This window comes from Ruegeria sp. I1 (genome assembly GCF_056532675.1).
Genome location: NZ_JBQFNM010000011.1, coordinates 130,133 through 153,035 on the forward strand (window position 1 = coordinate 130,133; position 22,903 = coordinate 153,035).

Consider the following 22,903-nt stretch of genomic DNA (forward strand, 5'->3'; position numbering starts at 1 on the left):
GCATTACGTAAAAAAATACGCCGGGAAAGTTGGATTTCTCTCATATACAATCATTAAAATGAATATATTAATTTGTAAATATCGAAAGACTTTAGATCGACTGTGTTTTAGCGCGACCAAGGTGATACTTGTGTCTTTGAGAGCAGTCTCAGGAGTTGCCCAGCGTTTGGATGTCGACATTGGTTTTGTTTGTAACTCTGCTTGGCGACGTTCTAAATTCTTCATTCTCCGATTTTCTGTGCCGTTGACCGATTGACATGCCGACGCAGTTGGTATGCTATCCTCGATTTTAGCGTTAACAGAAATTTGCGACTTAGTATCGCGAATTCAATGCAGCTAACCCGCTGCAGATAAGGGAGAAAATAATGAAGAAACCAATGTTCGCGCTGGCGATGTTGATGGCCTCAACAACACTGGCCCAAGCTGAGACATTGCGCTGGGCGCGCTCGGGAGATGCTTTGACGCTTGACCCTCATTCGCAAAACGAGGGGCCTACGCATACCGTCCGCCATCAGATGTATGAACCGCTGATCATTCGCGATACTACGGGTGCGTTCGAAGCCGCGCTGGCCACGGATTGGGCGCCAAGCACAGATGATCCGAACGTCTGGGTATTCAATCTGCGTCAGGGTGTGAAGTTCCACGATGGCGCTGATTTTACTGCCGAGGATGTGGTGTTCAGCATCAACCGGGCGAAGCAGCCGAACTCGGACATGAAAGAGTTGATCAACTCGATCGTCGAAGTGCGTGCCGTGGACGATCACACGGTTGAGATCGTGACCGATGGCCCGAACCCGATCCTGCCCGCAAACCTCACTGACCTGTTCATCATGGACAAAGGTTGGACCGAGGCAAACAATGCGGTTGCGGTTCAGGATTTCGAAGGGGGTGAGATCACCTTTGCCACCACCAATGTGAATGGCACGGGGCCTTACAAGTTGGTGAGCCGTGAACCAGACGTGAAAACCGTGATGGAGCGCAACGAAGACTATTGGGGCCGCGATCAGTTCCCGATGGCGATCAGCGAAATCATCTACACACCAATCCAGAACGACGCGACCCGAGTCGCAGCGATGCTGTCGGGTGAGGTGAACTTCCTTCAGGATATGCCAGTACAGGACCTTGATCGGGTCAATTCTGCAGACGGTCTGGTTGTCAAACAGGCGCCGCAGAACCGGGTTATCTTCTTCGGGATGAACCAAGGCGCGGACGATATCGAAGCCGACAATGTGGACGGCAAGAACCCCTTGGCCGATGTGCGTGTGCGACAGGCGATGTCAAAGGCGATCAACCGGGATGCCATCAAGCAGGTGGTCATGCGCGGGCAGTCGCAGCCTGCGGGCATGATCGCTCCGCCCTTCGTGAACGGTTGGACCGCAGAGATGGATGCCGAAAGCAGCACGGATGTTGAAGGCGCAAAGGCTCTGCTCGCCGAAGCGGGGTATCCCGACGGCTTCTCGATCCGCCTCGATTGCCCCAACGACCGCTACATCAACGACGAAGGCATTTGTCAGGCCGCAGTTGGGATGTTGGGTCAGATTGGCATTACAGTGAACTTGGACGCCAAGCCCAAGGCGCAGCATTTCCCGCTGATCACCGACGGCAAGACCGATTTCTACATGCTGGGATGGGGTGTTCCGACCTACGATTCGGAATACATCTTCAACTTCCTGGTCCACGGTCGTGAAAGCGATATCGGCACCTGGAATGGCACTGGTTTCGACAGTGATGATCTGGACGCCAAGATCAAGTCACTGGCCTCGAACACCGACCTGGATGCACGCAATCAGGATATCGCCGATATTTGGCGGGTGGTGCAGGACGAACAGCTGTATATCCCGATCCACCATCAGGTACTCAACTGGGGTATGGCCGAAAATCTCGGCATCGAGGTTGATCCGGAAGATCAACCCATGGTCAAACATTTTGGCCTGAACTAAAGCCTTGTTGCCGGGTTCTGTTCTGCAGGACCCGGCCACTTTTGAAGTGGGAGCTATCATGAAACGTCTGACCACTGCCGCGCTGCTGGGCGCGCTTGCCATGCCGGTTGCGGCTGAAGAGTTTACCTTTGCCGTGACCACCGATCCGCAAACCATGGACCCGCATGCGGTCAACTCCGCCCCGGTTCTCGGATTTCTGAACAACGTCTATGAAGGGCTGGTGCGGCGCGGCAAGGACATGACCATCGAACCGGCGCTTGCAACCAGTTGGGAGCCGATTGAGGGTGGCGCAGGCTGGCGGTTCAAGCTGCGCGAAGGTGTGACGTTTCATGATGGGTCCGAATTCAACGCTGATGACGTGATCTTTTCGTATCAGCGCGCGTCCGACGAAAGTTCAGACACGCGCAGCTGGTTCGCCCCCGTCGCCGAGGTTGTGAAAGTCGATGACTACACCGTCGACGTGATGACCAATGCGCCAAACCCGATCTTCCCCGATAGCATCGCCAACTGGATGATCGTGGATAGCGGCTGGGCCGAAGCGAATGACACGGCCCTGCCCGACAAAGAGGCCGGTAATTATGCGACACTGAACGCAAACGGGACGGGCGCCTTTCAAATCACTGCGCGTGAGCCCGGCCTGCGTACTGTGTTGGAGCCGTATGATGGCTGGTGGGGCGATGCAGAGCACAACCTGACCCGGGCTGAATTGGTGCCGATCCAAAACCCTGCGACCGCGTTGGCGGCGTTGTTGTCGGGCGATGTTGATTTCATTAATCCGGTGCCGATTCAGGATGTTGCGCGCTTGCAGGACAACCCGGAAGTAAAGGTTATCCAAGGCATCGAAGCGCGCGTTATCATGCTGGGCTTCGACCAGAAACAGGGCGCGAGCGAGACCGGGCAGGGCGGCTCTGATCTGTTCCTCGATCCGCGTGTCCGCGAGGCGGTTGCAAAGGCGGTCAACGTCCCGGCCATCCTCCAAACCATCATGCGCGGCAATGCCGAAGTCGCAAGTCAGCTGGTCAGCCCGGCAATGCGCGGGTATTCGGCAGCGAACGCGGACCCTTATGGCTATGATCTCGAAGGCGCAAAGGCGCTGCTGGCCGAAGCTGGGGTCGAGGGAGCGGAAGTCAGCTTCAAATGCTCCAACAATCGCTACCTCAATGACGAGTCTGTATGTCAGGCGATCACAGGCATGCTGACGCAGGCAGGGTTGAGTGTGACACTGGATGCGATGCCTGTTCAGAACTACTGGCCAGAACTACGGGCCGACAACTTTGACATGTATCTGCTGGGCTGGTCGCCGGGCACGTTTGATGCTGAACACCCCGTGCGTTTTCTGGCCTCAACCCCCAATGAGGAAAAGAAGCTAGGATCGTGGAACTTCGGCGGATATTCCAACGCGCGTGTGGATGAGTTGCTGCCGATGATCCAGTCCGAGATTGACGAGCCAACGCGCCAAGCCATGTTGGATGAGGTCACAGCCATCCTTCAGGACGAGGTCGCTTATGTCCCCCTCTATGTCCAGCCTCTGGTCTGGGGTGCTCGTAGCAATATCGAGTTGACGCAACGGCCCGACAATTTCTTCCTTCTGCGTTGGGTCACGGTCAACTAAATGCTGTCATACATTATCAGGCGCGTAGCCCAGTCGGCGCTGGTTCTTTTCGTCGTGGGCCTCGTTGCCTTTTCCATGTTCCGTTTTGTCGGCGACCCGATCGACAACATGCTGGGGCAGGAGCGGACCATGGAAGACGTGGAACGGTTGCGCAGCCAGTTGGGCCTCGATCAACCCTTCCCGGTGCAATATGTGAAGTTCCTGCGCGAGGCGGTGCAGGGCAATTTCGGCGTTAGTTTCCGTCAGGGTCGGCCCGTCGCAGAGATTCTGGCCGAACGCGCGCCGGCGACACTGGAACTGGCTCTGGTCTCAGCTATGCTTGCGATTGCCCTGGGCATCGCATTGGGCGTCTTCACTGCGATCCGACGAGATGGGTTCGCAGCAAACTTCATCATGTCCGCTTCGCTGATCGGGGTTTCGCTGCCCACTTTCCTGATCGGCATTCTACTGATCTATGTCTTCTCGGTTGAACTGGGCTGGCTGCCCAGCTTTGGGCGCGGTGAGGTTGTGGATCTTGGTTGGTGGAACACCGGTCTTTTGACCAGTAGTGGGCTAAAGGCCCTGATCCTTCCAGCGATCACTCTGGGCCTGTATCAGATGACTTTGATCATGCGGTTGGTCCGGTCTGAAATGCTGGAGGTACTGCGGCAGGACTATATCCGCTTCGCTCGTGCGCGCGGCCTGAGTGATCAGACCATCAACTTTCGCCACGCCCTAAAAAACACCATGGTGCCCGTGATAACCATCATCGGCCTGCAATTAGGGGCCATTATCGCCTTTGCCATCATCACTGAGACGGTGTTCCAGTGGCCGGGCCTTGGCCTGCTGTTTATCAACGCAATCCAGTTTGTGGATATCCCCGTTATGGCAGCCTATCTGATGATGATTTCGGTCATCTTCGTCACGATTAACCTTGCGGTCGACATCCTTTATGCGTTCATCGACCCACGCCTGAGGGTCAGCGCATGAGCCGCCTGCAACGTATTCTGGACAGCGATCAGTTCTACGCTTTTCGTCGATCTCCGGTGGCCATGGTCTCGGCTGCTGTTGCCTCGTTGTTGATCCTTGTAACGATCTTCGCACCGCTGATTGCGCCGACGAACCCGTTCGATCCATCCAGCCTGAACCTGATGAACGGCTTCACCCCACCAATGGAGCCAAATGCCTTTACCGGCGAAAGCTTTGTGATGGGCACCGACGATCAGGGTCGGGATGTGTTTTCGACCATCCTCTACGGGATGCGCATTTCCTTGTTTGTCGGTGTCGCAGCTGTTTTGTTTGCCATGGTTCTGGGGATCATTCTTGGTCTGCTGTCGGGGTATTTCGGCGGTTGGACCGAAACCATCATCATGCGTACAGCAGATGTGCAACTGACCTTCCCTTCGATCCTTCTGGCCATGCTGATCTTCGGTATCGCAAAGGGAGTTACGCCTGTTGAGTATCGTGATCAGATGGCGATCTGGGTGTTGATCCTGGCGATTGGCCTGTCTGATTGGGTGCAGTTCGCAAGGGTCGTTCGCGGTGCTACGCTGGTCGAGAAGAACAAAGACTACGTGGCGGCTGCGCGGATCATTGGGCAAAATCCGTTGACGATCATGTTGCGCCATATCCTGCCGAATGTGCTGTCACCCGTGCTGGTTATTGCAACGATTTCACTTGCACTGGCGATCATTGCCGAGGCGACGCTTAGCTTTCTGGGTGTCGGTGCACCGCCCACACAGCCGTCACTGGGCACGCTGATCCGCATCGGGCAGGGGTTCCTGTTCTCGGGTGAGTGGTGGATTCTGTTCTTCCCAGCATGCACCCTTCTGGCGCTGGCCCTGAGTGTAAACCTGCTGGGCGACTGGCTGCGCGATGCTTTGAACCCGAGGCTGAAATGACCGAACCCGTTCTCTCGATCCGTAATCTGACGGTGGAAATCCCAACCCGCCACGGCATTTTCAAACCGGTGGAGCATGTGACCTACGACCTGCATCCTGGTGAAATCCGGGGGGTCGTGGGCGAAAGTGGAGCGGGCAAATCGATGACCGGAAACGCCGTGATCGGTCTGTTGGACCCACCGGCCCATGTGTCCGAGGGTGAGGTCTGGCTGAACGGTCGGCGTATCGACGAACTGGACGCCGAGGACAAACGCGGGATCCGGGGCAAAGAGATCGGGATGATCTTTCAGGATCCGCTGACCTCGCTGAACCCGCTGTTCACAGTGGGTGAGCAATTGGTCGAGACGATCCAGCTTCATCTTGGCTTGTCCGCATCTGAGGCCAAGAAACGTGCGATTGCTTTGCTGGATCGCGTGTCCATCCCGGACCCCGCGGACCGGTTCAACCAGTACCCGCATCAATTTTCCGGCGGGATGCGTCAGCGCGTGGTGATCGCCTTGGCGCTGTGCACGGAACCCAGCGTGTTGATCGCGGATGAACCCACCACAGCCTTGGACGTATCCGTCCAAGCGCAGGTACTGGATCTGATCAAGGAACTGGCCAAGGAACGTCAGGTCGGCGTGATTCTTGTGACGCATGACATGGGTGTCATTGCCGATACCACAGACACAGTGACGGTGATGTATTCCGGCCATGTGGTCGAAAGTGGCACCACCGATCAGATCCTCGGCGCACCCACGCATGACTATACCAAATCCCTGATCGCCGCCGTGCCCCGCCCGCATACCAAGGTCGAACGGTTCCCGGTGGTCAGCTATGGCGAACGGGAAAGAACCTTCAAAATCGATGATCTGGCAGCCCACTGGGACAAGACCGATTTGTCAAAATCCGGCAAGCTGCTAGAGGTAGAGAACATCACCAAGACCTTCCTTCAAAAGGGCGGTCTACTGCCATCGCAACGCAAGTACTTTACCGCCGTCGATCAGGTCAGCTTCGACATTCGCGACGGTGAAGTTTTCGGCCTTGTTGGTGAAAGTGGATCAGGCAAGTCCACCGTCGCGCGGATGATCGGCACGCTCTATCCGGTTGATAGTGGTCGTGTGATCTTTGACGGTGAGGACGTAACGGCAATGGGGGGCGAGGCCTTGCAAGCCTATCGCCGGCAAATCCAGATGATCTTTCAGGACCCGTTCTCAAGCCTGAACCCGAGGATGAAGGTTGGCGACCTTGTTGCAGAACCGATCCTGCACCATCGCATCCTTCCCAAATCCCAGGTTGAACCGCGTGTCAGGGAACTTCTGGACTGGGTCGGGTTGGCCAAAGACGCCTGGCGCAAATACCCGCACGAATTCTCAGGCGGGCAGCGTCAACGCATCTGTATTGCCCGTGCACTGGCCACGCAGCCCCGATTCCTGATTTGCGATGAACCGACCAGCGCTCTGGATGTGTCGATCCAGGCGCAAATCCTGAACATCCTCAAAGACCTTCAGGATCATCTGGGGCTGACCATGCTGTTCATCAGTCACGACCTGCCGGTTGTGCGCCAGATGTGTGATCGGGTGGGCGTGATGCGTCAGGGGAAACTGGTCGAGGTGCAGAACACAGACGCGCTGTTTTCGGCGCCCAAGCATCCCTACACCAAAGAGCTATTGGATTTAATGCCCCGGTTGAAGCAATTGGAAGCCGCAGGTTAACCAAAACGCGGTTTTGGTGTTCTTAAGGAAGGTCCATCTATCAATGGGCCGTCTCAAGCTCTGCCCAGATGTCGGACATGACTTTTCCCATCGGATTGTCCCTGCGCCGGATCGCGAAAATCTCGGTGTGGCGTGTGGGGTAACCATCAACGCGCAGCGGAATCAGGGCTCCGGTCCTCAGCTCATCCTTCATCATGTGTTCGGGCAGGCCACCCCAGCCCAGCCCGGCTTTGAGAATGGTTTTCTTCGCTTCGAAATCAGAGACCGTCCAACGATGTCCACCTGATAGAACATCGCGACTTTGATCGAAATCCTGCCCGCCGGTGCCTGAAACGATAACTTGCGTATAAGCCTGCATCTCCCGCCTCGATCGGATGCCGCGGCGTTGTGCGGCCGGGAAGTCTGGGCTTGCGACGGGTCGTATCGTGATGGTTCCGAAGGGGAGCGTTTCGACATCGTCAATTGGAACGCCCTCAAGACCCGCGATGATCATATCTGCGCTGCCATCCATCAGACGCGCCAAAGGTCCGCCCATCATTTCCGACGCCACATGGATGTTGGTCCCCGGATGTCTCTCTCGGATAGTGCCCAGCAGGCTCAGGACCGGGTCCAGCGAGGTTGTGGCCGTTACCGCAATCGATATCGAGGGCTCTTGTTCACTGCGCAACCCAGCCGCGACGGCTTGCAGCCTGTGCACTTGTTCCAGCACACGCGTCGCTTCGCGAAAGTAAACCTGACCCTCGGGTGTCAGACTAGGCCGGTAGGTCTCGCGTGTGAACAGATCAAACTTCAGTTCAGCCTCCAGCTTTCGGATTTGATGGCTGACGGCAGATTGCGCTTTGTTCAAACGCTCAGAGGCCGCCCGAAAGGTTCCAGTGGCAACAATTGCGTCCAAAGCGATGAGTTGGTCTAAGGTCATATCGCATCACAAATCATCTGAATATGAGATCATTATGATGAAAACACGATATTATCAATCGCTTTACTTGATTGCTATCTCTGGCCTGCACTCATGAAAAGGAGGTTGAGATGAAACTGTACTACAAAGCCGGAGCCTGTTCTTTGGCCAGCCATATCATGCTGAATGAGGTTGGTGAGACATTTGAGATCGAGGCTGTTGACACCGCCAAGGGGCAAACGGAAAGCGGAAGAAATTATAAGGAAATCAATGAGAACGGCTATGTGCCGACGCTTGAAGTTGAGGATGGCGTATATTTGAGCGAAGGCGTTGCAATTCTTCAGCACATTGCTGACACCCATCCCGATCAAGCCTATTCTCCGCCGCTTGGAAGCGTCGAACGTGCGCGGTTGCAACAATTCCTGAACTACGCTGCGGCCGAGTTGCATAAGGCCTGGGGGCCGCTCTTTTCCGATAGCTCAACAGATGCGACAAAGGAGGCGGCAAAGGCGAAGGTTCGCTCGAAACTCGACTATCTGGAGAAAGTCTTGTCTGACGGGCGGTCTTATCTGGTCGCCGGGACATTCTCGGTTGCGGATGCCTATACGTTCGTTTTGATGTATTGGGCCAACTTCAAGGCCATTGACCTGTTGGCCTGGCCCAATGTCGCTGCTTATGTAGATCGAATTGCCGGTCGTGCGTCGGTCAAAGCGGCCTTTGCCGCAGAAGGACTAGCGTGATGCAGCTTCACAATTACCATGAAATCCAGAACGTGATGGAGCGTTACTTTGACGGGCTCTATTATTCGAACAGCGATACGCTGCGCACGGTGTTCCATCAGGATCTGGTCTACGTGAACGGCACCCTCGGCACCTACGAAGTGATGGGGTTAGAGGCCTATATGGACCGGATCGACGTCCGCACGCCGCCCGCCTCGCGTGGCGATCCGCGTAGGGAAGTTATCGAACGGATCACTCTCAAAGGCGACCGGATCGGCATCGTCGAGGCGCGCATGACCATGATGGGGCGCAGCTATCAGGATTTACTGACAGTGATCAATTCAAAGGACGGTTGGCGCGTGCTGACCAAGGTCTTCTCATTTGTTGAGAGAAAGGACTAGGACGATGCCTTACGTAAACATCAAGGTAACACAAGAGGGCGGACCTGAAGGTACAGGTCCGTCACCCGAAGAAAAGGCGCAGTTGATTTCTGGTGTGACCGACCTGTTGCACAAAGTGCTCAACAAAAACCCCGCAACGACATTCGTTGTGATTGACGAGGTGCCACTGGAAAATTGGGGAATCGCGGGTCGGAGGGTCAGTGATATCCGCGCGGAGGGCGACTGAGACTCTCGGACGAAACGCCCTCATTCAAAGAGGCGCACTTAGCACTAAAGTGTTGCGATGGTGGGTGATGAGAGACTCGAACTCCCGACATCTTCGGTGTAAACGAAGCGCTCTACCAACTGAGCTAATCACCCGTAGCGCTGCATTTAGCCAAGCCTGTGGGCGGGTGCAAGAGGGTTCAGTGGATTTTATCGGATTGTTTTACTCTGATCTGTGAAACCGTCTGTACTGTCAACGGGTCAGAGGCCGGAGCGCAGACAGGCGCCCGCATTCTCAAGCGAGGTATGGCAGATATCACAAACACCACTTGATCGTGGGAAACATGCTTGCGGGTGACCCATTGCCTCCGATATTCCAGAACCAGACGGTCGTTTCCCGGCCCGGAGTTTGGATGGCTTTCTTAATGACCCGCCGTGCGGTTGTGGCGGTTTTGGTACTGGCTACGCTCATTCTGGCTCCGATCCGGGCCGGGGCCGATGGTGTTTTGGTGTTTGCCGCTGCCAGCCTGAAAACGGCGCTGGATGAGCTTGCGACTGGCTACAACGCACAAACTGGTGTGAGCATTACGGTCTCCTATGCAGCTTCATCCGTACTGGCCCGCCAGATTCAGGCGGGTGCACCTGCGGATATTTTCATTTCGGCAAATTCCAATTGGATGGATTTGCTGCAGGATCAAGCGCTGATTGATCCGGCTTCGCGTGTGGATTTGCTAAGTAACGGGTTGGTTCTGATTGGTGCTTCAGATCGGGCACCAGTCGAACACATTGGTTCAGACTATGACATCGTGACTGAGCTGGCAGGCGGTTACCTGGCCATGGCGCTGGTCGACGCGGTGCCTGCCGGGATCTATGGCAAGTCAGCGCTGGAAAATCTAGGGCTTTGGGGCGCGGTTCAAGGGCAGGTGGCGCAGACGGATAATGTGCGCGCTGCGCTTGCGCTTGTGGCAACCGGGGCGGCACCTTTGGGCGTTGTTTATCGTTCGGACGCGATGGCGGACCCACGGGTGAGTGTTGTTAGTAGAATACCAGCCGAGATGCATCCACCCATAGTCTACCCTGCAGCCTTGATGCGGGTTCCAAGGCCTGAAGCTTCTTCATTTCTGGAGTTTCTTCAAACCAATGACGCTATGACTGTTTTCCTGAGGCAGGGGTTTTCCCTGCCGGACAGGTGATCGGGATGGAATGGTTGGGTCCGGCTGAACTGGAAGCGCTTCGGCTGTCGCTGCGCGTGTCATTGTCGGCCACTCTGGCTACTTTGCCATTCGGGATATTTGTGGCTTATGCGTTGGCACGATGGCGCTTTCCGGGACGTCAGGTGTTGAACGGTTTGGTCCATCTGCCACTTATTTTGCCGCCTGTTGTTACGGGGTACTTGCTGCTGCTGACATTTGGCATTCAGGGGCCCATAGGACGGTTTCTGGCCGAGTTTGGGATTGTCGTTGCCTTTCGTTGGACCGGCGCCGCGCTGGCTGCTGGGATCATGGCGTTTCCCCTGATGGTACGCGCCATACGATTGTCGATTGAGGCCGTGGATCCAAAGCTGGAACAGGCGGGTTCGACCCTTGGGGCATCGCGGCTGATGGTGTTTGCGACTGTGACCCTGCCGATGATCCTGCCGGGGATCATCGCCGGATCGATCCTGGCCTTTGCCAAAGCGATGGGAGAGTTCGGGGCGACGATTACGTTCGTGTCAAATATTCCCGGACAAACCCAGACGTTGCCATCGGCCGTTTATGCTTTCCTACAAGTGCCAGGGGGCGAAGCTGCTGCCACCCGATTGGTTGTGATCTCGATCATCATCGCCATGGGGGCTTTGCTTCTATCTGAATATGTGGGGCGGCGCGCTGCCGCTCGGGTGGCCGGGTCATGAGCCTGTCCGTGCGCCTGCAACACCATCTGCCGGGGATCGATCTTGATCTGACCTTTGACGCGCCGCAGGGGGTAACTGTGCTGTTTGGCCGTTCGGGATCAGGCAAAACTACGGTTGTGAACGCAGTGGCAGGCCTGTTGCGGCCCGAAGTGGGTCGGGTGGTCGTGGATGACTGGGTTCTGTTTGATACCGAAGCACAGCACTGGCTGCCGCCCCATAAGCGTCGCCTGGGTTACATCTTTCAGGAGGGGAGGCTTTTCCCACACCTGACCGTTCGCCAGAATCTGTCCTACGGTCGCTGGTTTGCGCCGCGTGGTGCGCAGCAAGAAAACCCTGATCGGATCATCGAGATGCTGGGCATCGGCCATTTGCTGAGCCGCCGACCGGCCCTGTTATCGGGTGGGGAAAAGCAGCGTGTGGCGATCGGGCGCGCTTTGCTGGCCAGCCCCCGTCTGATCCTTGCAGATGAACCCTTGGCGGCACTGGATGAGGCCCGAAAAGCCGAGATACTGCCCTATTTCGAGCGGCTTAGGGATGAGGTTTCGGTTCCAATCTTGTATGTCACCCATTCGGCCGCCGAAGTGGCGCGGCTTGCGACATCCGTTGTGGCTTTGCAGGATGGTAAAGTTGCTGGCCAGGGTCCGGCCTCCGATGTCCTGTCTGATCCGTCAGTTGCACCTGCTGGCGTGCGCGCAATAGGTGCGGTCTTGCAGGTGCGGGTCAAAGAACATCACTCGGATGGGTTGACCGAGCTGGATGCCGGCGGGGAGCGCCTGTTTCTGCCCCGCGTCGCACATCAGGTGGGTGAGAGCTTGCGCATCCGTATCCCGGCGCAGGAGGTCATTCTGTCAAGCCAGCCACCACAGGGGCTGTCGGCTTTGAATGTGCTCAGTGGACAGGTTGAAACGATCCGGTCAGGCGATGGCCCGGGCGCGATTGTCTCGGTTAAAACACCTGCCGGAGTTGTTCTGGCGCGGGTGACACGACGCTCGGTCAACGCATTGGGATTGCAGACTGGAGCGACGTGTTACGCGGTGATCAAAACCGTGGCCTTGGCGCCGCAAGATGTCGGGGGACGCATCTTGTGACGCAGCCCAAGCGACATCACACGAAGGGTCACGTTGCTGTTGGTCGGCTTTACTCGGAGCTTCGATTATCTATTTTTAGAAACAGACACGGGTTCTGGTTTGGAGCGTCTGCTATGTCATTGTTCAGAATATGTGCGCTTGGCGCGACCCTTTTGGCCCCAAGTTTGGCAGGGGCCGTTGGATTTGGACTGAATGTCACCCCGCAGTTTCGGACGGAGATTACACCTCTGAAAGACGGAACATATGAGGTCAAAGCAATCGGCTCCTCAGCCCCGGTCAACTATTGGTGCGGGATCGGGGATTATGCGGTGCGAACACTTGGCGTGCCAAATAACCAGAGAATATACATCTCCAAGGCTTATGAGCCCGGCGTACGAACAGTTCAGTTTTCACTGACGCCACCGCCCGGTGCGGATACGAACCCAGGATACTCGATTACGGTTAAGCGCGTGGGCGAGAATATGTCGGCCTCTTCGGCGCAGAACTACTGCTACGATAACTTCATCGACTTTGGCTTTTGAAGGTCAAACCCATTTCGCCAACGGCGGTAAACTCATCAACACCGCATCCGGATCGTGGCCTGTTTCAAGGCCAAATTTCGTGCCGCGATCGTAGACCAGATTGTATTCGGCGTAGAGGCCGCGATGCACCAGCTGGGTGTTCTTTTCATTATCCCCAAAGGCCTGAACCCGACGCTTTTCAACAAGCGGGACAAAGGCGGGTAGAAATGCGCGGCCAATATCCTGTGTCAGTGCGAAATCGGTGTTCCAATCCCCGGTGCAGTGATCATCCATGAAGATACCCCCGACGCCCCGGGCGCGTTTGCGGTGGGGGATATAGAAATATTCATCCGCCCAGTCTTTCAGGCGTGGGTAGTAGTCTGCACCATGTGGGTCCAGATGCGCCTTTTGTGTCGCGTGGAAATGAGCGGTGTCATCATCGTATTCGATGCACGGGTTCAGGTCAGACCCACCACCAAACCACCAGGCATGAGGGGTCCAGAACATGCGTGTGTTCATATGGACCGCCGGAACATGCGGGTTCTGCATATGCGCAACCAGACTGACGCCCGAGGCCCAAAAACGCGGATCGTCCTTCATGCTAGGGATGCCTTTGCGGGCAGCCATCGCTTGCTGCGCCCTATCGCCCAAAGTGCCGTAAACAGTTGAGACGTTTACGCCTACCTTCTCAAATACACGCCCGCCGCGCATCACGGACATCAGCCCACCACCCGCGTCCGAGCCATCTTCGGACTGTCGCTCGGTTTCCTTGACCTCGAACTGGCCTGGCGTGGCATCTGAGAGCGGTCCGATGTTGTGACTGTTTTCCAGGGTTTCGAACGCGGCGACAATGTCGTCACGCAATTGACGGAACCATGCGGATGCGGTGGATTTTTCTGTTTCGAACATGGCGTGTTAATGAGCCGGGGCCGCGACCGGGTCCAGTAGGGTCCGCCCGCCATCAATTGTCAGGATTTGGCCTGTGATAAAGCCCGAAGCGTCGGATGCCAGGAACTGGGCGGTCTCGGTCAATTCGGTTGGGGCAGCGATGCGGGCCAGTGGTGTGTGTTTTTCGATATCGTCGCGAAAATCCCGGTTTTCTTTAAGCGTTGATTGCAATGAGGCGCTCATCACCGATCCTAACGCGATTGAATTCACGCGAATCCGATTGGGGGCCAGCGCCACGGCCAGTGATCGTGTCATCTGGTCCAACGCCGCCGTGGAAACCGAATAGGCCATCAAGTCGGGATGGGTTCGTCGGGCGGCGATGGACGACAGGTTGATGATCGAGCCTGCCGGATTTTCGTCATCATCATTGTCTGATTGCTTGATCATACGCTTCGCCACCAGCTGGCTCAGCCGCAGTGCAGGCATCAGGTTCTGATTCAGCAACGTGCGAACGGAATCATCATCAGGGTCCAGCGGATCAGATGGGATGACCTGCCTTGCGCCGTTGATCAGAATATCGACCTGATCGAACGCGTCCAAAGTGGCTGACAACAGGTTGGCAATGGTCAGCTTTTCGCGCAGATCGCCCGCGAAATATCGAATATTGCTGTCGTCGGCTTGTTCGCCCAGTTCCTCGACCAGGCGCTTTTCGTCCATGTCTGCAAAGACAACATTGGCCCCGGCATCTGCAAAATGGCGACCGATCGCCAACCCGATCCCATTGGCCCCGCCTGTCACGATTGCTGTCTTGCCAGCTATGGAAAAGGACATCCGAATCCTCCTGATTAGGTGGGCAGGTTAACGGGCCTCAACGTCGAGGGCGAGAGGCATGAAACACCTTGAACCGATTATCACCGGCGACTTCATCAACCTTGATGAAATGCTCGGACAACGCAGCCTCATAAGGCAGGTGGCGGTTGGCGACCATCCAAAGATCGCCATTGCGGGTCAGGTTGCGGGCGGCAGAGGCGATAAAGCCCTGACCAAGGGTTGGGTCGGCTCTGCGCGAGGTATGAAACGGCGGGTTCATGATGATTGTATCCCTGGGATCGGCGGCCGCCCATGTGATTGCATCGGCCCAGTGAAACATGGCCCGGCCGTCTTTCACATTTGACCGTGCGCAGTTGAGCGCCGCGTGATCTGCTTCGACAAGATCCAGTGTCTTGATCTCGTCGCGTTTCAGAAGTTCGGCGGAAAGATACCCCCATCCGGCGCCAAGGTCCGCGACGCGCGGCCCCAGTTTGGCAGGCAGGCTCTGCATCAACAGTGTCGAGGCGGGGTCAATACCATCTGCCGAGAACACGCCGGGCGCGGTTTGATATCCATCGACACTCTGAGTGTCCGGCGCGGCCCAATCCGCAAACGCTGCGGGATCAGACTGAAACCAGAATATCTTGCCATGCGCTTTAGAAAGGGGGCCTTCAACGGCGACGCGCTTGCGTATTTCCTTCAGCACACCGTCAATACCGTAGGTCTTTGCGCCATCGACAACAATAACGCCAGTGGCTTGACTGCAGGCGCGATGGATCAAGGCACGGGCCAGCGCCTTGGCGCGAGGCAGGTGGACAATTGCATCCTCACAGGGCCCGATGGCCTCGGGCACGGCGGTGAACCCAAGCGCCGCAAAACAATCGTGGAACGGTTTGAATGGTTGGACGATTTGCGTTTCACGAGACAAATCCGACAAATCATCATCTGGCGTCGGGCCAAATACGGTCAGCGGCTGTGACAGCGTCAAACCGCTTTGCAGGGCAAGGTTTAGGCGAGGTGACATGGCCGAATATGTTGAACAGCAGCGCGGGGCTTACTCTTCTCGTTCCATAGTGCATTGCAAAGGGTGCTGGTGCCTGCGGGCAAAATCCATGACCTGGCCCACCTTGGTTTCGGCGATCTCATGGCTGAACACACCCACGACAGCCACGCCTTTCTTGTGCACGGTCAACATGATCTCGAACGCTTGCGCATGGGTCATGCCAAAGAACCGCTCCAGCACGTGAACGACGAATTCCATCGGCGTGTAATCGTCGTTCAGCAGCAGCACCTTGTACAAAGGCGGGCGCTTGGTTTTTGGGCGCGTCTGGACCAGAACGGACGCATCACCGTCGTCGTCCGACTTGTCAGACATCATCCATTGGTTTTCCAGCATCGCGCGCAACTGTCCGATTCAGGGATTGGGTTTACTTCTGCGCTTATATAACGTCGTTCCCGTCAGAGGAAAGAGGCAGCAGGCGTATTCGGGATGACGCAAAAACTCACCACCATAGGCTTCGATGCTGACGACACCTTGTGGCATAACGAACGGTTCTTTCAGCTAACGCAGGCGCATTTTACATCGCTTTTGTCCGATCATGCCGAACATGACCATCTAATGGAGCGTCTTCTGGAGGCGGAAAAGCGCAATATCCGGCACTATGGCTATGGTATCAAAGGCTTTGTTCTGTCGATGATCGAAACCGCTATTGAAGTGACCGAAGATCGCGTTCCTGCCTTGGTAATCCGCCAACTGATAGAAGCCGGGCAGGAGATGCTGGCTTATCCCATCGAGCTTTTGCCGCATGCGCAGCAGGCGATCGAAGAAGCTGCAAAAGCCCATCGCGTGGTATTGATCACCAAGGGCGATCTGATCGACCAGGAGCGCAAACTGGCCCAGTCAGGTCTGGGTGAACTGTTCGATGCGGTTGAGATCGTGTCGGAAAAGACCTCGGACACCTACCGTGCGATCTTTGAGGCCCATGGTGATGGCCCGGCTGCGGCGATGATGATCGGGAACTCGATGCGGTCCGATGTGGTGGCTCCGATACAGGCTGGTTGCTGGGGCGTTTACGTGCCGCATGGTCTGGTTTGGGAGGTCGAGCATGCGGATGCCCCCGTCGACGCCAAGAGATTCCGAGAACTGCGTGATTTAGGCGGTCTGAGTGATTTGCTTAGCGCGATCTCTTGATGTTGCTGTTACGCCTCAGTCAAAGAAAAATCCGCGAGTGGATTGCGGCGTTCCCTGAGATGCCCCTGATCTAGTGTTCAGGACGCATCGCACAGCTAGATATAGCGCTCTTTTTACACCGCAACGAAACCGCAAAAACCACAGCTTTCGGTTTATTTCAAAAGGCCTCTGTGTTAGCCTTGCCGCTAAGCAGAATAAAATCTAGCTGACCGGGAAAACCCGGCGGCGCGAGGCAGACAGAGGCAAAGATCGTGCAGGTTCGGCGGACAGTTCCGGCCCGAATGGGCTTATTTCTCATTGTATTGATGATGGTGCTTTCTTTTGCGCCGTTTAAATCTTTCGCCGCGCCGTATGCGGCCATGGTGATTGATGCCCGGACCGGAGAGGTCCTTCATTCGCGCAACGCCGATACTCGGCTGCATCCGGCGTCACTGACCAAAATGATGACGCTGTATATAGCGTTTGAAGCGGTCCGGAATGGCGAGATCACGCTGGACACGCCGGTTCGTATCACCAAGGCAGCGGCAGCCGAGCCGCCGTCGAAGCTTGGGTTGCGCTCGGGCCAGACGATCGCGTTTCGGTATCTGATCCGTGCGGCGGCTGTGAAATCGGCCAATGACGCAGCCACTGCCATTGGTATCGCGCTGAGCGGATCCGAGGCCGCGTTTGCGCGTCGCATGACCCGCACCGCAAAGGCAATGGGGATGAGCCGCACGACCTTCAAGAACGCTCATGGTCTGACCGAGGCGGGGCATTTGTCTACCGCGCGCGATATGACCACGCTGGGGCGTCACCTGCTGTATGATTATCCGCAGTACTATAACCTGTTTTCGCGCCAATCGACCAATGCCGGGATCAAGACTGTTCCGAACACGAACCGCCGCCTGCTTGCCGCGTATCGGGGTGCGGACGGGATCAAGACGGGATACACCCGCGCTGCAGGCTTCAACCTCGTTGCTTCGGCCAAGCGTAAGGATGAGCGCATCATCGCAACCGTATTTGGTGGCAAGTCGGGCGCGTCTCGGAACGCGAAGGTTGCCGAGCTGTTGGATATGGGCTTCCGTCGCGCCCCGTCGCGTGCGCCCATTCGCAAACCCGGACGACCTGCTTATGCGGGTAACACGGGTCTTGGCGGCTCGACCCAGGTGGCGGCTGTCAGCGGTGCGCCCAAAGCAAGCCTGCGCCCAGTTATTCGTCCCGTTGCCACACAGGTCGCCAGCGCCGTTGTTGAAACCGCGAACCAGAACCGGGATCGTATCCAGGACGGTATTGCCGCAGCAATCGCTGAGGCCGATATAGCGCCAACAGCCCCTCCGGTCGAAAGCTCGGACACGCGCCCAGCCTTGCGGCCTGAGAACTTGACCGTGGCACAAGCTGAGCCCGCTGAGCAGCCGGAACCCGAACAAGAGGTTGTGACCCGTCTGTCCACATCTGGCGGGCATATATGGGGCGTGAATGTGGGCCGCTACACCACGCGTTATGAGGCCGAGAAGATCCTGCTGAAAACGGCGTTGTCGGAAATGACCACGCTGGAAGGTACGCTGCGCAAGGTCAGCCAAAGCTCGAAAGGGTTCGAGGCGACGTTTCAGGGCATGACCCGGGAACAGGCCGATCTGGCCTGCCGTCGCCTTCAGGCGCGCAATGTCACCTGTTTCATGATCGGGCCGTCATAAGACCCGACATTCTCTCTCCTGATGGATCTGGGCTGCGATGTGTCGCAGCCCTTTTTTCATCTCAGGCTCTTAGTCGAATACGTGACCATGCTCGTATTGTTCATCCTGCCCCGCCGCTGCGGTCAGGGCTGCCACGTTATCCTTGGTGAAGAACCCATCATAGTGGTGGCAGCGTTCGATATATTCGGTGATCAGCAGCGTGTATTGCGAATGCTTCGAGAATATCTGTTTCAGGTTTGGATCGTCTTTGCATTCCCCGACCACGTGCGCCAGGAACGGCACACCTTTGTCCTTCAGTGTATTGACGACGAAATCGACATTCTTCTCACCCGCGCCATGGTCGCCATCCTGAATCTCGACGGCCATATGATGCAGGCGGCGGCCGAAATTGCGCACAAAGTCTTCGGTCGGCATAGGCAGCTTCGCAAAAGAATTCACGAAAGACGGCGTGTTGTTTGCGGTGAACACTTTGGCTGGGGATTTCTTGTCATCGTCCACATTGGCGTTGCGGTTCACATTGGTCGAGGAATTCATGTCAAAGATGTTGTACGCGCCCCAGAAATAGTAGGGCACCATCGTCAGAAATTCGAGGATCGCATCTTCGCGTTCACCTGCCAGAACCCGTGTGGCAAGGTGGTCAATGCCCAGCATCAATGGCGCGATACTACTGTCATTGCCGAATTCGGCTGCTTCCTCAAGCTTTGCCTTTTCAGCATCGCTGAGCAGTACTCGATCCCCAAGGCCAAGGCTGTCGGGGTCGTTGAAATCCAGCGTGGAGTATCCAACGCGATTGCAGGTGAAATCCGAAGGTGTGGTGAAGCGGAACCCATCCAGAGTATAGAACGGGTTTTCGGTGTCGCCGGAGTACTCAAAGCGGATGTTTTGATCTTCGAGCGTTTTGGTCAGCGTGCTAAGATCGCTTGCCGCGAAAACCTCTCCGACATAGCGGGTTTGTGGGGTATTGCGGGCCAGCGGGTACATGCGGTTGATCCGGGGAATGAAGTCTACAAAACTTTCGCTCAGCGGGGCCATCAGGATCAGCGCCGGATAGTCGGCATGCGAATGCAGGACCGAGAACTTATGTGTCCGGCCCAGATAGCTGGCTGAATGGCGATAGGGGGTCATGACATAAAGTTCGAGCATCGTATCGAACAAGGCGGTGGTTTCGACCTGAATGACAATCGCCCGCATCGGGCCGACCTGATCTGCGATGCCCGAGCTGGTTCGCCGCTCGTAGATCATTGGCAGATATTCATGAAAGAAGTCCGAGTTCTTCTTGTCGCCTCGCGGTTCGTAAGACATCAGATCAAAAGACATGCGCGCCTCCTTGCGGGGTATCCGGCTGCAAGCGCAATGGCCGGGCCAAATTGGCTGGAATAACATTATTCAGAACATGCACTTGGATGCATGCTAGGCGCTGAACCCCGTTCGGGCAACATCCAGACTTTAGGTCTTCCGGATTACGCCCAGATGTCTATCGAGTGAATTTTGTCACCTCGACCCCGCCCGCGATCAGATTTTCGCGGACTGAACGGGCGATCTGCACTGCCGTTGGCCCGTCGCCGTGCAGACAGATCGTATCGATTGAGGTCTCAAGGTGTTTTCCAGATTCGGTGATAATCGCCCCTTCGCGGACCATGTTCAGGATGCGCGACCCGGCGATCTCGGGGTCATGAATCACCGCGCCGGGCAGGCTGCGATCGACCAGAGTGCCATCGTCGTTATAGGCACGGTCGGCGAAGATCTCGCCCACCCATTTGCAGCCAAGTTCGCGCACCGCCTCTTCCTGTTTCGTGACCGCCAGCACCATGATGATGATGTCAGGCTCCACGTCCAGCGCCCCCTGATAGCAGGCCCGCGCCATGTCGATATCGACCGAGCACATATTGGCAAGTGCACCGTGTAGTTTCAGGTGCCGTATCTTAGTGCCAATCGCAGCTGCCAAACCCATCGCCGCACCCAACTGGTAGCGCACTAGATTGCGAAGGCTGTCATGAGGCAACTTCATATTGCGGCGGCCAAAGCCCTGAAGATCGGGAAAGCCCGGATGCGCGCCGATACCCACACCGTTTTCGGCGGCCAATGTCATCGTACTGGCCATCACATCCCAGTCGCCTGCATGAAACCCGCAGGCGATATTGGCCGAGGTGATGACCTTTAGCAGGCTTTCATCATCACCCATGTTCCATGGGCCAAAGCTTTCACCCATATCGGCATTCAGATCCACGCGGGGCATCAACACATCTCCTTAGTCGTTGGCAGAGATCACTCCGCCGATCAATTGGTAGGACAGCAGGTCCGAAATATCATGCGGGTCGCGGATAAGCGGTTCGATACGCCCCGGCAATCGGGCCAAATCGGACCGAAAGGCCGCATCCAGCTCTATCGCCTGATCCAGTGTCACAAGCTCGAACCGGATCTTCCCGCCCGCTGGAGTTTGTGCTGCTCTTGGCATGTCGCAGGGAAGAACAGTAGCGATCCGAGGGTAACCGCCCGTCGTCTGGCATTCGGGCAGCAGGATGAACGGGTTGCCGGTCCCTGTCATCTGTATATCGCCGGGGGTTATGACCTCGGACAGGATGTTCAGCTGATCCCTGGCAGCGAACCCTTCGCCGGCGCATTCCAATTGCATTCCCATGCGGTTGGCACGGGGTCCCCGTTTGAATTCGGTTCGAGTGAACCGGGTCAGGGTTTCCGGATCAAAGAGAGGGGTCTGAAAGCTGGCAAGAACGCGTAGTGTACCGCCATCAAACCGATCTGCAGGGGGCAACTTGACTCCGGTCTCGCCCGCATCTGGCCCAACAGGCAGGGTATCGCCTGCCTCGACCGCGCGACCGATCTTGGCGGTCAGATGGATTGAACGCGAACCGAGAAACATTTCAGTGTCGATCCCACCACCCAGATGCAGGTAGCCATAGCTGCCCTGCAATGCTGCGCCAACTGTCAAACGCTGCCCCGGTTCCAGATGGTGCGATGCATTCCAGACAATCGCAGCCCCGTCGATACTGGCCTGCATTGGCGCACCAGTTAGCGCAATCTGCACGGGTTGGGTGGCTTCAAATTCGCCACCCATGCCCGCCATTTCCAAGGCCGCAAAATCTGGGCTTTGACCCAGTAACGCCGCCCCTTCATGCAGCGCCAATATGTCAGCCACCCCGGATCGCGAAAGCCCCTGATCAAGATACCCTACGCGCCCTTGATCCTGAATGGTGCAGGCGGGGCCGATGCGCCGGACGATCAGGCTCATGAAGTGATCTCTTGGAAGGTCGCTCCCCCAAGCCCATCGTCATTGTTGGCGCGGATGCACTCCAGATCATCACGCGATATGGGTTCGAACAGCAACTCATCTCCGGGTGTTAGAGTGAACGTCTCTGTCATATCAGGTCGAAAACATCGGAAAGCCGTCTGACCGATATGCCGCCATCCGGTTGGCGTGGGGCCGGAAAACAGAACGAACTGAGATATGGCCAGCACCAGGGCGCCTTCGGGGACCATGGGTGTCAAGTCTTGCAGTCTTGGGATGTTGAACTCGGGCCCAAGTGGCCCGAGATAGGGCTGGCCCGGCGCGAACCCGATTGTCAAAACACGTACCTTAGAATGACTTAGTCGTCGCACCGCTTCTGCAGGGCTCAGACCGGCCGCCCGTGCCGCATCCTCGAGTTGTGGGGCAAGATCCGTGCCATAGACGGTTGGCACCCGCCATAGCTTTCGCCCTGAGGGGAGGGGCGTAGTGTACCAGTCTCTTGCCTTCAGCAGCTCCTTGAGGGCGCCTGCCATATCCGCGTGGGTCACCCTGGTCGGATCAAACCGAAGATAAGCGGACCCAAGCGTGGCCGATGTCTCCAACACCCCATCGAGGTCCAGCCGCTCAACCTCGGCCCGGAACGACAGGGCTGCACGGTTCGCGGGATCTGACATGGTTTCGGCAAAGGTGACCAGTACACCATCAAAGCCGACATTGCGCACCATCGGATAAGAAAGGGTGAGGGTCATATGCACCACGTCTTGAATTGCACCTGTTTAGGCAGGAGCAGACCGTATCAGGCGATAATGCGCAAGGTCTGTTCATATGCGGACCGTCGTATGGGGTTTTGCGGAGTATTTTTCGTGTACCCATCGAGCGAGATCGATCTTTTTTGTGTGGGGCTTGTGATGAATCGGTGGTTCATAGAGTTTCGACTCGGTGTTTCTAGCCGCACCGCCTTGGGCCCGGATGCCGCTGAGCCCCAATATGTTGTGCTAGGCCATTGGCAAACAAAAGGACTGTTCAGGGTTCGAGGCGACATACCCCTGGATTATGCCTGTATTCCTGTATGTAGATTGATGTTAACTATCTGCTATTTATCATTTATTTCTGAATATGCAAAAAAATGCGCCAAGATGTAATTTTCTGCTTGCGGCCCTGATCGCTAGACCTTAGAACCCCCTTCACCGGCGGCGCTGAGGTTGTTGCTGGGATGCTAGAGATGGCGGAGACGGGCCGGAGAGACGGTTGAGACGCTCGGGAGAGACCG

The 22,903-nt window shown here is 56.5% G+C and carries 23 protein-coding genes and 1 tRNA gene; 14 read left to right on the forward strand and 10 right to left on the reverse strand.

What is annotated here, in order from left to right; all coding sequences use genetic code 11:
- The first annotated feature begins 365 nt into the window (after positions 1–365).
- Genes ACR0DH_RS18385 through ACR0DH_RS18405 form a run of 5 tightly spaced genes read left to right on the forward strand, consistent with a single transcriptional unit; the run spans position 366 to position 7,126 of the window.
- Positions 366–1,940 carry an ABC transporter substrate-binding protein gene (locus ACR0DH_RS18385; RefSeq protein ID WP_353010693.1) on the forward strand — a complete coding sequence of 525 codons (1,575 nt, stop codon included), beginning with the start codon at positions 366–368 and terminating at the stop codon, positions 1,938–1,940.
- 58 nt (positions 1,941–1,998) lie between these two features.
- Positions 1,999–3,552 (forward strand): ABC transporter substrate-binding protein, encoded by a 1,554-nt coding sequence (locus tag ACR0DH_RS18390; protein ID WP_480551339.1) that lies wholly within the window; start codon positions 1,999–2,001, stop codon positions 3,550–3,552.
- Positions 3,553–4,521 carry an ABC transporter permease gene (locus tag ACR0DH_RS18395; RefSeq protein WP_480551341.1) on the forward strand — a complete coding sequence of 323 codons (969 nt, stop codon included), beginning with the start codon at positions 3,553–3,555 and terminating at the stop codon, positions 4,519–4,521.
- The gene (locus ACR0DH_RS18400) at positions 4,518–5,432 is read left to right on the forward strand and encodes an ABC transporter permease (RefSeq protein ID WP_353010699.1); all 915 of its coding nucleotides are present in this window, start codon (positions 4,518–4,520) and stop codon (positions 5,430–5,432) included. Before ACR0DH_RS18395 ends, ACR0DH_RS18400 begins: the two co-directional genes overlap by 4 nt.
- Positions 5,429–7,126, forward strand: coding sequence for an ABC transporter ATP-binding protein (locus ACR0DH_RS18405; protein WP_480551343.1), 1,698 nt, complete (start codon positions 5,429–5,431; stop codon positions 7,124–7,126). The genes ACR0DH_RS18400 and ACR0DH_RS18405 overlap by 4 nt, the downstream gene beginning before the upstream one ends.
- 40 nt (positions 7,127–7,166) lie before the next feature.
- Here ACR0DH_RS18405 and ACR0DH_RS18410 read toward each other — a convergent pair whose 3' ends face one another.
- Complete coding sequence (locus tag ACR0DH_RS18410; protein WP_480551345.1) at positions 7,167–8,045, reverse strand: LysR family transcriptional regulator; 879 nt, start codon at positions 8,043–8,045, stop codon at positions 7,167–7,169.
- 110 nt (positions 8,046–8,155) lie between these two features.
- Here ACR0DH_RS18410 and gstA point away from each other — a divergent pair, with 110 nt between their 5' ends.
- Genes gstA through ACR0DH_RS18425 form a run of 3 tightly spaced genes read left to right on the forward strand, consistent with a single transcriptional unit; the run spans position 8,156 to position 9,370 of the window.
- Positions 8,156–8,764, forward strand: a complete 609-nt coding sequence (gene gstA, locus ACR0DH_RS18415; protein ID WP_480551347.1) for a glutathione transferase GstA — start codon at positions 8,156–8,158, stop codon at positions 8,762–8,764.
- Complete coding sequence (locus ACR0DH_RS18420) at positions 8,764–9,144, forward strand: nuclear transport factor 2 family protein (RefSeq protein ID WP_480551349.1); 381 nt, start codon at positions 8,764–8,766, stop codon at positions 9,142–9,144. Before gstA ends, ACR0DH_RS18420 begins: the two co-directional genes overlap by 1 nt.
- Before the next feature lie 4 nt (positions 9,145–9,148).
- Entirely contained in the window at positions 9,149–9,370 is a 222-nt protein-coding gene (locus ACR0DH_RS18425) for a tautomerase family protein (protein WP_480499478.1), read from the forward strand.
- Positions 9,371–9,428: 58 nt separating this feature from the next.
- On the opposite strand, the gene ACR0DH_RS18430 is transcribed toward ACR0DH_RS18425, so the two are convergent.
- Positions 9,429–9,504: transfer RNA gene (locus ACR0DH_RS18430), tRNA-Val, on the reverse strand.
- A gap of 257 nt (positions 9,505–9,761) precedes the next feature.
- Between ACR0DH_RS18430 and modA the strand changes: the two genes are divergently transcribed.
- The 4 genes from modA to ACR0DH_RS18450 all read left to right on the forward strand — a co-directional run bounded on the left by modA (position 9,762) and on the right by ACR0DH_RS18450 (position 12,848).
- Positions 9,762–10,541 carry a molybdate ABC transporter substrate-binding protein gene (modA, locus tag ACR0DH_RS18435; protein ID WP_480551350.1) on the forward strand — a complete coding sequence of 260 codons (780 nt, stop codon included), beginning with the start codon at positions 9,762–9,764 and terminating at the stop codon, positions 10,539–10,541.
- Positions 10,542–10,546: 5 nt separating this feature from the next.
- Entirely contained in the window at positions 10,547–11,239 is a 693-nt protein-coding gene (modB, locus tag ACR0DH_RS18440) for a molybdate ABC transporter permease subunit (protein WP_480545131.1), read from the forward strand.
- Positions 11,236–12,327: a molybdenum ABC transporter ATP-binding protein gene (modC, locus tag ACR0DH_RS18445; protein WP_480551352.1), complete on the forward strand. Its 1,092-nt coding sequence runs from the start codon at positions 11,236–11,238 to the stop codon at positions 12,325–12,327. Before modB ends, modC begins: the two co-directional genes overlap by 4 nt.
- 113 nt (positions 12,328–12,440) lie before the next feature.
- Complete coding sequence (locus ACR0DH_RS18450; protein WP_480551354.1) at positions 12,441–12,848, forward strand: hypothetical protein; 408 nt, start codon at positions 12,441–12,443, stop codon at positions 12,846–12,848.
- A 3-nt stretch (positions 12,849–12,851) separates the two neighbouring features.
- Here ACR0DH_RS18450 and hemF read toward each other — a convergent pair whose 3' ends face one another.
- From hemF to clpS, 4 genes are read right to left on the reverse strand one after another with little or no spacing between them, the layout of a single operon-like run.
- The gene (gene hemF / locus ACR0DH_RS18455) at positions 12,852–13,736 is read right to left on the reverse strand and encodes an oxygen-dependent coproporphyrinogen oxidase (protein ID WP_480852766.1); all 885 of its coding nucleotides are present in this window, start codon (positions 13,734–13,736) and stop codon (positions 12,852–12,854) included.
- Positions 13,737–13,742: 6 nt separating this feature from the next.
- Entirely contained in the window at positions 13,743–14,546 is an 804-nt protein-coding gene (locus ACR0DH_RS18460) for an SDR family NAD(P)-dependent oxidoreductase (RefSeq protein WP_480551358.1), read from the reverse strand.
- A gap of 37 nt (positions 14,547–14,583) precedes the next feature.
- Entirely contained in the window at positions 14,584–15,549 is a 966-nt protein-coding gene (locus ACR0DH_RS18465; RefSeq protein WP_480551359.1) for a class I SAM-dependent methyltransferase, read from the reverse strand.
- Positions 15,550–15,579: 30 nt separating this feature from the next.
- The gene (clpS, locus tag ACR0DH_RS18470) at positions 15,580–15,921 is read right to left on the reverse strand and encodes an ATP-dependent Clp protease adapter ClpS (RefSeq protein WP_170536540.1); all 342 of its coding nucleotides are present in this window, start codon (positions 15,919–15,921) and stop codon (positions 15,580–15,582) included.
- A 93-nt stretch (positions 15,922–16,014) separates the two neighbouring features.
- On the opposite strand from clpS, the gene ACR0DH_RS18475 reads away from it, so the two are divergent.
- Together ACR0DH_RS18475 and ACR0DH_RS18480 are read left to right on the forward strand one after the other, a co-directional pair.
- Positions 16,015–16,716 carry an HAD family hydrolase gene (locus ACR0DH_RS18475; protein WP_480545137.1) on the forward strand — a complete coding sequence of 234 codons (702 nt, stop codon included), beginning with the start codon at positions 16,015–16,017 and terminating at the stop codon, positions 16,714–16,716.
- A gap of 281 nt (positions 16,717–16,997) precedes the next feature.
- Entirely contained in the window at positions 16,998–18,389 is a 1,392-nt protein-coding gene (locus tag ACR0DH_RS18480) for a D-alanyl-D-alanine carboxypeptidase family protein (RefSeq protein ID WP_480551361.1), read from the forward strand.
- A 69-nt stretch (positions 18,390–18,458) separates the two neighbouring features.
- Here the strand turns inward: ACR0DH_RS18480 and ACR0DH_RS18485 are convergent, their stop codons facing one another.
- The 4 genes from ACR0DH_RS18485 to ACR0DH_RS18500 form a co-directional block, all read right to left on the reverse strand.
- Positions 18,459–19,706 (reverse strand): hypothetical protein, encoded by a 1,248-nt coding sequence (locus tag ACR0DH_RS18485; RefSeq protein ID WP_480551363.1) that lies wholly within the window; start codon positions 19,704–19,706, stop codon positions 18,459–18,461.
- A 157-nt stretch (positions 19,707–19,863) separates the two neighbouring features.
- Complete coding sequence (locus ACR0DH_RS18490) at positions 19,864–20,625, reverse strand: LamB/YcsF family protein (protein WP_480551365.1); 762 nt, start codon at positions 20,623–20,625, stop codon at positions 19,864–19,866.
- A 12-nt stretch (positions 20,626–20,637) separates the two neighbouring features.
- Entirely contained in the window at positions 20,638–21,636 is a 999-nt protein-coding gene (locus tag ACR0DH_RS18495; protein ID WP_480551367.1) for a 5-oxoprolinase subunit C family protein, read from the reverse strand.
- Positions 21,633–22,382: a 5-oxoprolinase subunit B family protein gene (locus tag ACR0DH_RS18500; protein ID WP_480551369.1), complete on the reverse strand. Its 750-nt coding sequence runs from the start codon at positions 22,380–22,382 to the stop codon at positions 21,633–21,635. The genes ACR0DH_RS18495 and ACR0DH_RS18500 overlap by 4 nt, the downstream gene beginning before the upstream one ends.
- Between the last annotated feature and the right edge of the window lie 521 nt (positions 22,383–22,903).